Source organism: Desulfocurvus sp. DL1XJH-121 (assembly GCF_054819825.1).
Genome location: NZ_JBTVWW010000013.1, coordinates 21,831 through 33,988 on the forward strand (window position 1 = coordinate 21,831; position 12,158 = coordinate 33,988).

The 12,158-nt window shown below is 67.9% G+C and carries 10 protein-coding genes; 1 reads left to right on the top strand and 9 read right to left on the bottom strand.

Translation table 11 applies throughout. From position 1 onward, the window contains the following. Positions 1–60 precede the first annotated feature (60 nt). Positions 61–1,404 (bottom strand): OmpP1/FadL family transporter, encoded by a 1,344-nt coding sequence (locus ACYYG1_RS10480; protein WP_461210256.1) that lies wholly within the window; start codon positions 1,402–1,404, stop codon positions 61–63. A 176-nt stretch (positions 1,405–1,580) separates the two neighbouring features. On the opposite strand from ACYYG1_RS10480, the gene ACYYG1_RS10485 reads away from it, so the two are divergent. Further along, positions 1,581–3,224, top strand: a complete 1,644-nt coding sequence (locus ACYYG1_RS10485; RefSeq protein ID WP_461210257.1) for a PAS domain-containing protein — start codon at positions 1,581–1,583, stop codon at positions 3,222–3,224. A gap of 1,013 nt (positions 3,225–4,237) precedes the next feature. Here the strand turns inward: ACYYG1_RS10485 and ACYYG1_RS10490 are convergent. From ACYYG1_RS10490 to gpt, 8 genes are all read right to left on the bottom strand, one after another. Continuing rightward, positions 4,238–4,978, bottom strand: coding sequence for an amino acid ABC transporter ATP-binding protein (locus ACYYG1_RS10490; RefSeq protein WP_461210258.1), 741 nt, complete (start codon positions 4,976–4,978; stop codon positions 4,238–4,240). Next, positions 4,965–5,801, bottom strand: coding sequence for an amino acid ABC transporter permease (locus tag ACYYG1_RS10495; protein ID WP_461210259.1), 837 nt, complete (start codon positions 5,799–5,801; stop codon positions 4,965–4,967). The genes ACYYG1_RS10490 and ACYYG1_RS10495 overlap by 14 nt, the downstream gene beginning before the upstream one ends. Positions 5,802–5,874: 73 nt before the next feature. After that, the gene (locus ACYYG1_RS10500) at positions 5,875–6,615 is read right to left on the bottom strand and encodes a basic amino acid ABC transporter substrate-binding protein (RefSeq protein WP_461210260.1); all 741 of its coding nucleotides are present in this window, start codon (positions 6,613–6,615) and stop codon (positions 5,875–5,877) included. Between the two features lie 175 nt (positions 6,616–6,790). Then, a complete protein-coding gene (locus ACYYG1_RS10505) occupies positions 6,791–8,323 on the bottom strand; it encodes an ABC transporter ATP-binding protein (protein ID WP_461210261.1) in 1,533 nt (510 codons plus the stop codon). A 2-nt stretch (positions 8,324–8,325) separates the two neighbouring features. Continuing rightward, a complete protein-coding gene (locus ACYYG1_RS10510; protein WP_461210262.1) occupies positions 8,326–9,255 on the bottom strand; it encodes an ABC transporter permease in 930 nt (309 codons plus the stop codon). A 4-nt stretch (positions 9,256–9,259) separates the two neighbouring features. Beyond that, on the bottom strand, positions 9,260–10,321 hold the full coding sequence (locus ACYYG1_RS10515) for an ABC transporter permease (RefSeq protein ID WP_461210263.1): 1,062 nt from the start codon (positions 10,319–10,321) through the stop codon (positions 9,260–9,262). Between the two features lie 12 nt (positions 10,322–10,333). After that, on the bottom strand, positions 10,334–11,494 hold the full coding sequence (locus tag ACYYG1_RS10520) for a BMP family ABC transporter substrate-binding protein (RefSeq protein WP_461210264.1): 1,161 nt from the start codon (positions 11,492–11,494) through the stop codon (positions 10,334–10,336). Between the two features lie 94 nt (positions 11,495–11,588). Beyond that, complete coding sequence (gene gpt, locus ACYYG1_RS10525) at positions 11,589–12,089, bottom strand: xanthine phosphoribosyltransferase (protein ID WP_461210265.1); 501 nt, start codon at positions 12,087–12,089, stop codon at positions 11,589–11,591. Between the last annotated feature and the right edge of the window lie 69 nt (positions 12,090–12,158).

Sequence of the window (12,158 nt, forward strand, 5' to 3'; positions counted from 1 at the left end):
TGCGAAGGCCCCCGCGCACGCCGTGCGCGGGGGCCTTTTGATGTCGGATGCGGCGGCCCGCTAGAAGCTGTAGCCCAGGGCCATGCCCAGCATGTGGGAGTGCCCGTCCTCGAAGGTGGAGGTGTACACGTACTCGCTGGTGCGGGCCGCGACCTGGCGGTCCGTGACCCAGAGGTAGGAATAGGACAGGTCCAGGGTCCAGGCCCCGCCCTTCAGCCCCGCGCCCAGGGAGACGATTTGGCGGTCGTTGGCGGGCACGGCGTAGTCCACATGGTCGTCGGGGATGGGCGAATCGTCGTACACGTACCCGGCCCTGAGCGCCAGCCAGGACGCGGCGTCCCATTCCAGGCCCACCATCCAGCGCCAGGTGTCGTGCCATTTCTTGTCCGACTTCCGGGAGCCCAGGACGTTGTCGTACTCGAAGGTCAGGCTGCGGTAGGAACTCCAGAAGGTGCGCGTGAGGTCGAACTCCAGGGTCAGGTCGTCCAGGGGCCGGATCATGATCCCGGCCGTGGCCAGGGCCGGGATGGGCTCGGTGCCCTTGACCCCGGTGTCGCGCAGGCCCGCGTCCAGCAGCGTGGCCGTGGCCGCGGCGGCGGGCACGGTCTTGAGCAGGGCCAGCCTGGCGTCGGCCGCGCTGGAGCGGTTGAAGTCGGCCCAGCCGTTGACCGTGAGCCGGGTCTCGCCCTTGTACACCAGGCCGACGGCCAGGGCCGGGTCGGGCTGCCAGTGCAGGGCCACGGTGTAGCCTGGGGCCCAGCCCTGGGCGTGGAGCTTTTGTTTGATGTCCGTGTCGGTGGTGGCCGGGTTCGGCGCCGCGAAGTTGGCGTCCGTGTACTTGTTGTAGGAGAAATCCATGAGGATGATCTCCGGAGCCACGGCCACGGACAGGCTGTCCGTGAGCTTGTAGGCCAGGGCCCCGGCGATGGATGTGCACTTGATGCCCGCGTAGGAGCAGTTGTAGCGGCCGAAGAAGGTCTCGTCGTCCTGGTAGTCGGTGCCCAGGCCCACACGGGAGTAGAGGCCCGCGCCCAGCCACACGCTGTCCGTCATCTGGCGGGTGATGTAGCCGTGGGGGATGGACCATACCGTGTCCACGCCGCGGCCCTCGCCGCCGCCCACGCCCGTCTGGCGCACCGAGGTGTTGGGGGCGATGGCGGTCATGCCCACCATGGCCTGGGTGCCGGGCAGCTGGGTGATGCCCGCGGGGTTGAAGGCCACGGCCGAGGGATCGTCGGCCTTGGCCGCGAAGGCCCCGCCCATGGCGTTGGCCCGGGCGCTCCATTCATAGATGCCGTATCCGGCGGCGTGGCCGGTGTCGGCCGAGGCCAGGATCAGGAACAGGGCCAGGACAAGGGCCGGAACCGCGAAACAGGGCTGCAAACAGGACGTGCCAGGGCGCATGGGCTTCTCCGTTCTGGGGTCGGGATGAAAAGTCGCCGGACTATAGCCCAAGCGTCGCGGCGTGCAAGGCCTGACAGCCTGAATTTCCTAAATGATTTGTGAATGGCGCGCGTCTGCGGTTCACATTTGATGAATTTTGTGACAGCTTCGCCACATTCCAGATGTACGGAGGGGCCATGGATAATTTCACCTTCTACGCCCAGCGCCTGGAGCGCACCAACGAGTACGGGCTGCTCATCGAGCCCTCGGGCCGCATCCTCTACGCCAACGCGGTCTGGCGGCGCAGGCACGGCCTCAAGCCCGGGGCGGAGGCGGGCAGCATCTACGACGGCATGCAGGCCGACGCGGCCCGCTGGGTGCGCAGCGCCATGGCCGAGGCCCAGCAGGGCCCGCCCATGCGCGACAAGGCCATCACCGTGCGCACGGCCGACGGCCGGGGCGTGCGCCAGGTGCTCTGGCGGGGCATGGAGGTCGTGGCCACGGACGGGGCCGGGTCCCTCATCGTGGCCATGGGTCGCCCCCTGGACCCCGTGGGCGGGCCGGGCGAGGCCATGGGCTTCACCATCCGCCCGGACGGCGCGCCCGAGGACATCAGCGAGAAGGTCTGCGCACTGTGCGGCTACTCGCGCGAGGAGGTCCTGGGCATGACCGTGGCGGACTTCTACTACGACGGGGAGGAGCGTCGCCGCATCCTGCGCGACCTGGGCGAGAACGGGTGCATCGAGCGCGGGGTGGTGACCCTGAGCAGCCGGGACGGGACCCCCGTGCCCCTGGCCTTCACGGCCCGGGCGCTCGCCGACGGGAACGGCGGGGTCTGGGCCTACGGCGGCTACTTCAAGGCCCGCCAGGAGCCCCTGGCCTCGGACCTGGCCCGTAGGTTCGGGCCCATCGTGGACGCCCTGCCGGACATCGCCTGGGTCTCGGGCCGCGACCACCGCCTGGCCGCGGTGAACGAGAGCTACGCCCGCGCCTTCCGCCTGCGCCGGGCCGACGTGCTGGGCGCCACGGAGAACGACCTCTTCCCTCCGGCCACGGCCCGGGCCCTGATCCGCTCGGCCATCCGCGTGTTCGAGGACGGCCGCGAAAGCGAGACCCCCATGGCCCCGCATTTTTCGGGCGCGCCCGGCTGGCTGCGCATCATCCGCCGCCCCATCTTCGACGAGTCGGGCCGCGAGGTGGTGGGGCTGTTGGGCGTCTGCCGGGACATCACCCGCCAGGCCGAGCGCGAGACCGTGTTCATGCGCTCCATCGCCGAGGACGAGCAGGACGCGGTGCTGGTCATCGACGCCCAGGGCCGGCTCATCCGGCGCAACGAGGCCAGCTTCACGCCCTCGGTGCTGGGCAACAGCGGCACCCGGGACGGGGACGCCTTCGAGCTCACGGGCATCCTGGACGTGCTGCACCCCGAGGACATCCCCCGGGCCCAGCGGGTCATGCGCATGGTCCTGGCCGGGCGCGGGCCCCAGCGCATGGAATGCCGCGTGCGCAACGAGCGCGGCCGGTATTCCGTGGTCGGCTTTACCGCGCATTTCAACGACGAGTTCTTCAACGAGCCGCGCATGTACGTGGTGGCCCGGGACATGGGTCGCGCCCAGCAGTTGCGCCGCGCGGAGCTGGTGCTGGAGCGCCTGAAAAGGGCCACGGGGTCGCGGACGTTCCGGGAACTGGCGGCGTTCTTGAATGTCTCGCCGGCGTCGGTGTCGAATGCGAAGAGCCAGCAGCGGGTGCCGGCGGATTGGCTGGTGGCGGTGGGGCGGGATACGGGGTGGTCGATGGATTGGTTGTTTACGGGGCTTGGGGTGGAGAGGCGCGGAGAGTAGGGTGGTTTTTGTAAGACACCTTGGTCCAAAAGCTGGGGCTTTTGAACCAAGGTGCCAAAGGGGCCGGGGGGCGAGCCCCCCAGGCCCCTCTGGACGCCCCTGCCCCCCTTTGGGAGCGGAGGCGTTACCGGGCCAATGATACTTTTGGGCATCGCCAAGGCGTGTCCTCCCATGAAAGCCATGCATGTCGGCGGGGCAGGGGCTTTGGCGGGGCTACGCGATACGCCTCCGCGTCGCCCCTATCGCCCCGATGCAGGGGGTGGTTTTGTGCGTCCGAGAGACGCGTTGCTGGAAGAGAATGGCCGCAGAGTCATGACGACGAGGGCGCAGGCGGTCCCTGCGTAATTCCTCGGGCTACACGGTACGCCCGGGAATTCGCTTTACGGTCCCGATTTTCGGGGTGGGTATGGGTGTGTGCCGCTGAAGTCGGTTGATGAGCTTGGACGTTGAGCGGATGAGGGGCAGGATCATTGGGCATTGCCCGACGCCACGGCTCTTGGCCACAAATTATCGTATTGATCGTGCCGTGACTCCCGGCCCCGGAAGGTAGCGCTTCTTGCGCTCCACTTTCAGGGACTCCCTAAGCCCCGGCGCGCTGCCCGGCGCAGCGGCTGTGATGGAAATCAGCGAAGCGGAGCCGGGCTCGTGCGACGGGGCGGCATCACCTGTGCCGAGACACGAGGGGGCGAATCATTGAGGGACAGCACCACCGCGATGTCTCCGCGCCCCACGCGGGTGCGGGGGGCGCAGCGACCTGGGTGGCAACCCCCGAAGCGAAGCCCCCCGCACCCGCGTGGGGCGCGGCCGCGTCACATCCCTTCCCTCATTCCCGACAAACCAACGCCCTACCCGCGAGGGAACGCGGCGGGAGGGGAGGGAGGGCACCGTTGGTTTTGCACCACGACAAACAGCACGGCCATGACCGCCACCGTATCATCGTGCAACGCCGTTTGCCCTGGCCACAAAAAAAGGGACGCCCGTCGGGCGTCCCTTTTGCGTCGGAATAACCCGCGCTACAGAATCTGATCCATGAACAGCTTGGTGCGCTGGTGCTCGGGGTTGGTGAAGAAGTGCTCCGGCGTGCCCACTTCCACCACCTGTCCCGCGTCCATGAACACCACGCGGTCCGCCACCTCGCGGGCGAAGCCCATCTCGTGGGTCACCACCACCATGGTCATGCCGTCGCGGGCCAGGGTGGTCATGACGTCCAGGACCTCGCCGATCATCTCCGGGTCCAGGGCGCTGGTGGGTTCGTCGAAGAGCATGATCTTGGGCTGCATGGCGAGCGCCCGGGCGATGGCCACGCGCTGCTGCTGGCCGCCCGAGAGCATGGCCGGATAGACCCCGGCCTTGTCCGGGATGCCCACCTTGGTGAGCAGGCGCATGGCCGTTTCCCTGGCTTCCTTGTCCGGGACCTTCTTCAGCTTCTTGGGGGCCATGGTCAGGTTTTCCAGCACGGTCTTGTGCGGGAAGAGGTTGAAGCTCTGGAAGACCATGCCCAGTTCCTGGCGGATGGCGTTGATGTCGTTCTCCGGGGCGTGGACGTCCAGGCCGTCCACCACGATGGTGCCCCGGTCGATCTCCTCCAGGCGGTTGATGGACCGCAGCAGCGTGGACTTGCCCGATCCGCTGGGCCCGAGGATAACGACCTTCTCGCCGGTGGCCACGTCCAGGGACACGTCGTTCAGCGCCGTGAGGCGGCCGAAGAACTTGTAGACGTTCTTGATCTGGATGATGGGATCAATCGCGCTCATAATAGTTCAACCTGTGTTCCATGTTGCCCACGGCTTTGGACAGAATCAGGGTTATCACCAGGTAGACCAGGGCCACCATGGTGTAGGCCTCGAAATAATAGAAGGATTCGCTGGCGAACTCGCGGCCCCGGCGCAGGATGTCGGCCACGGCCAGGATGGAGACCAGGGACGAGTCCTTGAGCAGGGCGATGAATTCGTTGCCCACGGGCGGCAGGATGGTGCGCCAGGCCTGGGGCAGAACGACCATGAACATGGTCTGGGTGCGGTTGAAGCCCAGCGACCGGGCGGCCTCGGTCTGGCCCTTGTCGATGGACTCGATGCCCGCGCGGAAGACCTCGCCCATGTACGCGCCGTAGCAGATGCCCATGGCCGTGACCGCGGCCACCAGGGGCGGCATGTTGCGCAGGAAGATGAAGAACGCGTTGGTCTCCGGCAGGTTGCGGAACACGCTGCCCAGGGCGAAATAGATGTAGAACAGCTGCACCAAGAGCGGGATGCCGCGCACCACCTCCACGTAGGTGGAGGCCACGAGGTTGATGACCCGGTTGCGCGACAGCCGGCCCAGCCCCGTGATCAGGCCCAGGAACAGGGCCAGGATGATGGACAGCACCGTGACCTCGAAGGTCACCACGATGCCGTCGGGCAGGAACTTGAGGATGTCCATGTAGGGGTCGGGCGCGGACACGCACAGGAACGCGATGATGGCCAGGGCCCCGAGAAAGGACAGCCACCATGCGTCCACGATGCCACGGTCCTTTTTGCGCGGGATGGCCGCTCCGTCGCCCACTTCGATGGTGACGTCCTTTTTCAGGTGGAATTTCATGATCTTTCCCGTTGGCGGTGGTGCATACAAACCGGGCGGCGTCTTGTGGACGCCGCCCGGGGGAAGTCGCTTGCTACTTGCTTCCGAACCACTTGGCGAAGATGGCGTCGTATTCACCGCTCTTCTTTACCTTGGCCAGGGCGGCGTTGATGATCTTGAGGGTCTCGGCGTCGCCCTGCTGCACGGCGAAACCCAGGTATTCGGGCTTGTCCGGGGTGATGAGGTAGGCGAGCTTCAGGGTGTTGGCGTAGTTGGGGTTGGTCAGGGCGTAGTCCGCGGCCACGGCGTCGTCGCAGATCACCGCGTCGATGCGGCCGTTGTTCAGGTCGGTGATGGCCAGGCCCACCTCGTCGTAGGACTTGGGCGTGGCGCCGTCGACCTTCTTGGCGGCGAAGTAGCCGGTGGTGCCGATCTGCGCGCCGATGGTCTTGCCCGCGAGGTCGGCCGGGTCCTTGACCGCGGATTCCTCACGCACCACCACGCCCTGCTTGACCTCGAAATACGGATCGGAGAAGTCCATGACCTTGGCCCGTTTCTCGGTGATGGACACGGACGAGGAGATGGCGTCGTACTTGCCGGCGGCCAGCCCGGCGAAGATGCCGTCCCAGGCGGTGTTCTTGATGACCAGGTCGAAGCCCTCGGCCTTGGCCATGGCGTTCAAGAGGTCCGGGGCGAAGCCCACGATCTGCTTGTTGGCGTCCACCATCTCCATGGGCGGCCAGGTGGCGTCCGCGGCGAAGGTGATGGTCTTGGCCTGGGCCGCCGAGGCCATCAGGACCACGGCGCAGAAAATAAACAGAAATTTCCTGAACATGCTCGTCTCCTCCAAGGTTCGGGCGGCTCGCCCGGGTTCGAAAACAGCCGTCACATCAGACCGGGACTGCGCGGTCCCCCTCCATGTCGTGATGCCAGAATCCCCAAATGACCCGGATACCTCACATCCGCCGGTCCTGACAAGCCCCGGACCCGCCCGAACCCCGGGCGCCCCGTCAGCGCCGGGGCTCGCCCGCCTCGGCTCCGGGGACCAGCCCGGCCATGAGCAGGCCGATGCCAGCCACTTTTTCCTGGTCCGAGGCCTCGAACACGTCCATGAACCGGCCCCGGAACATGACCGCGATGCGGTCGGCCAGCTGCAGGGCCTCGTTGAGGTCGCCCGTGACCAGGAGCACCCCGGCGTTGAGCCGGGCGTTGACCAAGCGGTGCCAGACCTCCTCGGTGGCGGCCACGTCCAGGCCCTGGCTGGGCTGTTCGGCCACGATGATCTGCGGCTTGCGGTAGAACTCGCGCCCCAGGACCAGCTTCTGGAGGTTGCCCCCCGAGAGGTTGGCGGCCAGGGCCTCGGGCCCGGGCGCGGCCACGTGGTAGCGGCGCAGGATGCCTCGCGTCACGCCCAGGGCGCGCTCCTTCTGCAAGAACGGGCCCGAGGCGAAGCCCCGGCGCGTGGTCAGGAGCACGTTGTCCGTGAGGTCCAGGTGCGGGCAGGTGGCCACGCCGAGGCGGTCCTCGGGGATGTGGGCGATGGAATTCTTCCAGGACGGGGCCGCGTAGAAGGCTTTCCAGTCCTTGTCCAGCAGGGCCACGCTCCCGGCCTCGGGCCGCCGCATGCCCGTGACCGTCTCCACCAGGGCCTTCTGGCCGTTGCCGGCCACGCCCACCACGGCCACGATCTCGCCCCGGCGCAGGGTCAGGTCCAGGCCCGCGAGGCCGCCGCCCGAAAGGTTCCTGATCTCCAGCACGGCCTTGCCCGGGTTGGCCGGGGCCTTGTCGATGGCCAGGCGCACCTCGTGGCCCACCATGCGCGTGGCCAGCTCCTCCTTGGTCCCGAGGTCCTTGCGGTCCACGGTGCCCAGGTCCTCGCCCTTGAGCAGGATGGCCACGGTGTCGGCCACTTCCAAGACCTCGCCCAGCTTGTGGCTGATGAAGACCACGGCCTTGCCCATGTCCGTCATGCGCCGAAACGCCGCGAACAGCTGCTCGGTCTCCCCGGGGGTCAGCACGGCCGTGGGCTCGTCGAAGATCAGCACCCGCGAGTCCCGGGCCAGGAGCTTCAGGATTTCCACGCGCTGGCGTTCGCCCATGGACAGGTCGCGGACGCGGGCCGAGGGGTCGATGGCCAGGCCGTAGTTCTCGGCCAACTCGGCGGTCCGCCGCTCCTGGTCCCGGGGCGAGACGAAAAAGCCCTGTTCCTGGCCCAGCAGCATGTTCTGGGCCACGGTCATGGAGTTCACCAGCTTGAAGTGCTGGTAGACCATGCCGATGCCCGCCGCGATGGCGTCGCGCGGGCTGGCGAAGCGGGTCTCGACCCCGGAGAGCAGGATGCGCCCGCTGTCCGGCGGGAACACGCCCGAGAGCATGCTCATGAGGGTGGACTTGCCCGCCCCGTTTTCGCCGAGCAGCGCCAGCACCCGGCCCGCGTGGATGTCCAGGTGGATGTCCAGGTTGGCCTGCACCGGGCCGAAGGCCTTGCTGATGCCGTCCAGGCTGACCAGGGGCGGCGCGGCGGCGTCTGTCGCGTGGCGCATGGTCATTCCTTGGGCTCGATGTTCAGGCCCAGGGCCGCCGGGGCCGCGCTGGAGCTGCCGCCCCGGCCGCGCAGGGCCGAGAACAGCAGGGCGGCCACGGTGAGCGCGTAGGGCAGCATGAGCAGGAAGGACGAGGGCACGTTGGTGCCCGCGGCCTGCAGCCGCAGCTGGAAGGCCATGACCCCGCCGAAGAGATAGGCCCCGAACACCGCGCGCCCGGGCCGCCAGAAGGCGAAGATCACCAGGGCCACGGCGATCCAGCCGCGCCCGGCGGTCATGCCGTTGGTCCAGAGGTGGGTGTAGGCCAGGGACAGGTAGGCCCCGCCCAGGCCCACCAGGAAGCCGCCCGCCAGGATGCCCAGCCAGCGCAGGCGCACGGGATCGAGCCCGGCGGCCGAGGCCGCCTCGGGATGCTCGCCGGCGGCGGTGAGCGCCAGGCCCGTGCGGGTCCTGTTCCAGAGCAGCCAGAAAAGGACGGGTGTGACGTAGGAAAGGTAGACCAGGGCGTCCTGCCTGAAGAAGATGTCGCCCACAACGGGCAGGGCGGACAGGCCGGGCAGGGCGAAGGGGAAGAATCCCGGGGCCTGGAGCCCGATGTAGGGCGTGCCCAGGTAGTCTGCCAGGCCCACGCCGAGGATGGTCAGGGCCAGGCCCGAGACGGTCTGGTTGCCCAGGAAGTGCAGGCAGACCACGCCGTGCAGCGCGCCCAGGGCCGCGCCGGCGCAGCCCGCGGCCGCGAGGCCCAGCCAGGGCGAGCCCGTGGCCTTGCTGACCAGGAAGGCGGCCAGGGCGCCCACGATCATCATGCCCTCCACGCCCAGGTTGAGGACCCCCGCGCGCTCGGTGAACATCTCGCCCAGGGTGGCGAAGAGGATGGGCGTGCCGGACTGCACGGCCGCGGCCAGGAGCGGGATGAGAAGTTCGCCGTGCATGGCCTTAGCTCCCGGACCGCTTGAAGCGGTAGTTGTTCACGAACTGCCCGGCCAGCACCGTGAGCAGGATCAGCCCCTCCATGATGCCGCCGAAGGCCGCGGGCACCTGCATCTCGATCTGCAGGTTCTCCACGCCCACGCGCAGGGCCGCCAGGAAGATGGAGGCCAGGGCGATGCGCGCCGGGGACAGCCGCGCCAGCCAGGCCACCACGATGGCCGTGTAGCCGTAGCCCACCACCAGGCTGGGCTGCAGCCGCCCGGTGACGGCCGAGACCTCCATGAGCCCGGCCCACCCGGCCAGGGCTCCGCACAGGCCCATGACCAGCATGACCAGGAAGCCGTAGGGCATGCGCGCGTAGCGCGCTGCGTCCAGGCTCTCGCCGCTGGCCTTGAGCTCGAAGCCCAGGCGGGTGCGGTTCAAAAAGACCCACAGCCCCAGGGCGCACAGCGCGCAGACCGCCAGCCCCCAGTGCAGGCGCGTGCCCGGGAAGGCGGGCACCAGGGCGGCCGGGGAAAAGGGCTTGGTCATTGGGAAGCCGAAGCTGGAAGGGTCCTTCCAGGGCCCGTAGACCAGGTATTCCAGGATCAGGATGCCGATGTAGTTGAACATCAGCGTGGTGATGATCTCGTTGATGGAGAGCCTGAGCTTGAGCCAGGCTGGGATCATGGCCCAGACCGCGCCCAGCACGGCCGCGGCCGCGAACATCAGCGGCAACAGCGCCCAGGCGGGCAGGTCCGGGAAGGTCAGGGCGGCCCAGGTGGCGCCCACCGCGCCCAGGGCGAACTGGCCCTCGGCCCCGATGTTCCAGACCTGCATGCGGAAGGCCACGGCCACGCCCAGGGAGCAGAGGAAGATGGGCACGGACTTGAGCAGTGTGTCCACCACGGCGTGCCCCGCGCCGAAGGCCCCGCTGAAGATCAGGCCCATGGCCGCCAGCGGCGGCTTGCCCTGCACGGCCAGGAGCAGGCAGGACAGGCCCATGGAGAGCACCAGGGCCGCCGGAAAAACGAGGCAGGAGCCCCAACCCGGGGGCTCCTGCCTGTTGACTGCTTTGAGTCCGAACATGCCGTTTCCGCGCTATTCGGTGGTGCCCACGACACCCTTGACGAACCAGGTCATGCCCAGCAGGGCCTCGTCGTCGGCCACCATGCCGTCGGCGACCTTCTGCTTGCCGTCCTGGGCGAAGACCGGACCGGTGAAGACCTTGTACTTGCCTTCGATGATTTCCTTCTTCTTGGCCTCGACCTTGCCGCGCACGTCCTGGGGAACCATGTCGCCGTAGGGGGCGAGGTCCACGATGCCCTCGGCCAGCCCGGGCCAGAAGGAGCCGTGCTGCCACGTGCCCGCAAGGATCTTGGTCACCGCGTTCTTGTAGAACGGGGCCCAGTTCCAGATGGGGGCGGTGAGGTGGGCCTTGGGGGCGAAGGAGGTCATGTCCGTGTTGTAGCCCACGGAGTAGACGCCGCGCTCGGCGGCGGCCTCCTGCGGGCCCGGGGAATCCTGGTGCTGGGCGATGATGTCGCAGCCCACGTCCAACAGGCTCTTGGCGGCTTCCTTTTCCTTGGCCGGGTCATACCAGGTTTTGGTCCAGACCACGCGCACCTCGGCCTTGGGGTTCACGGCCTGGGCGCCCAGGGCGTAGGCGTTGGCCCCGCGGATGACCTCCGGGATGGGGAAGGCGGCCACGTAGCCCAGCTTGCCGGACTTGCTCATGGCCCCGGCCACCATGCCGGAGAGGTAGCGGGCCTCGTACATGCGGCCGAAGTAGGCGCTCATGTTGGCGGCCGTCTTGTAGCCCGAGCAGTGCATGAAGGCCACGTCCGGGAAGTCCGCCGCCACCTTGAACATGGGATCCATGTAGCCGTAGCTGGTGGCGAAGATGACCTTGAAGCCCTTGCGGGCCATGTTCAGGATCACGCGCTCGGCGTCCGCGCCCTCGGGCACGCTCTCCACGTAGGAGGTGGTCACGCCGGGCATGGCCTCCACTTCCTGGCGGGCCTTGTCGTGGGCGAAGGACCAACCCGCGTCGCCCACCGGGGCCACGTAGATGAAGCCGACCTTGGTCTCCTCGCCCGTGGCCGGAGCCGGGGCGGGGGCCGTCTCGGCCTTGGCGGCCGGAGCGGCCTGGGGCTCGGCCTTTTCGGCCTTGGGAGCGGGCTTTTCCTCGCTGCCGCAACCGCCGAGCAGGGGCAGGGTCAACAGAGCGACCGCCAACGCCAACAACAAAGCCTTGCGCATGATCCTCCTCCGGAATGAAAAGTTTCCTCCAGACTTACCCCAGCACCTCGACAATGGGCAAGGGGCGTCCGGCGATGTTTGCGTGAGGGGGGACCTAGGCGTCCCCGTTTTCCTTGATCCTGGCCAGCGGCTCCACGAAGCGCGATTCCGCGTCCCAGGGAAAGAGTATCCAGGTGTCCTGGCTGACTTCGGTGACGAAGGTGTCCACAAGGGGGCGTCCCTTGGGCTTGGCGTAGACCGTGGCGAAGTGCGCGCCCGGCAGCATCGCGCGCAGCAGCGACGCCGTGCCGCCCGTGTCCACCAGATCGTCCACCACCAGCCAGCCCTCGCCGTTTCCGGCTAGGTCGGCGTTCTTGAGCACCGAGGAGGAGCCTTGCTTCTTCCAGTCGTAGCTCGTGACGCAGACCGTCTCTATGGTATGGATATCCAGCTCCCGGGCGATGACCGCCGCGGGCACGAGCCCCCCGCGCGTGACGGCCACGATGCCCGCGAAGGGGCCGAGTTCCACCAGCCGCCAAGCCAGGGCCTTGGAGTCCCTGTGCAGCTGCTCCCAGGACACGGGGTAGGTCTTTTGGTAGTGGTGGTCGGTGCTCATGCAATGGTCCCCAATGTGAAGAAACTGGGAATGTGATGCAAAAAGGGATGTAAGGCAAGCCTCTTTTTC

What these genes read in the sequence shown, in the direction of transcription:
- ACYYG1_RS10480 (WP_461210256.1), bottom strand. Translation starts at nt 1,404, where the DNA reads ATGCGCCCTGGCACGTCCTGTTTGCAGCCCTGTTTCGCGGTTCCGGCC.
- ACYYG1_RS10485 (WP_461210257.1), top strand. Translation starts at nt 1,581, where the DNA reads ATGGATAATTTCACCTTCTACGCCCAGCGCCTGGAGCGCACCAACGAG.
- ACYYG1_RS10490 (WP_461210258.1), bottom strand. Translation starts at nt 4,978, where the DNA reads ATGAGCGCGATTGATCCCATCATCCAGATCAAGAACGTCTACAAGTTC.
- ACYYG1_RS10495 (WP_461210259.1), bottom strand. Translation starts at nt 5,801, where the DNA reads ATGAAATTCCACCTGAAAAAGGACGTCACCATCGAAGTGGGCGACGGA.
- ACYYG1_RS10500 (WP_461210260.1), bottom strand. Translation starts at nt 6,615, where the DNA reads ATGTTCAGGAAATTTCTGTTTATTTTCTGCGCCGTGGTCCTGATGGCC.
- ACYYG1_RS10505 (WP_461210261.1), bottom strand. Translation starts at nt 8,323, where the DNA reads ATGCGCCACGCGACAGACGCCGCCGCGCCGCCCCTGGTCAGCCTGGAC.
- ACYYG1_RS10510 (WP_461210262.1), bottom strand. Translation starts at nt 9,255, where the DNA reads ATGCACGGCGAACTTCTCATCCCGCTCCTGGCCGCGGCCGTGCAGTCC.
- ACYYG1_RS10515 (WP_461210263.1), bottom strand. Translation starts at nt 10,321, where the DNA reads ATGTTCGGACTCAAAGCAGTCAACAGGCAGGAGCCCCCGGGTTGGGGC.
- ACYYG1_RS10520 (WP_461210264.1), bottom strand. Translation starts at nt 11,494, where the DNA reads ATGCGCAAGGCTTTGTTGTTGGCGTTGGCGGTCGCTCTGTTGACCCTG.
- gpt (WP_461210265.1), bottom strand. Translation starts at nt 12,089, where the DNA reads ATGAGCACCGACCACCACTACCAAAAGACCTACCCCGTGTCCTGGGAG.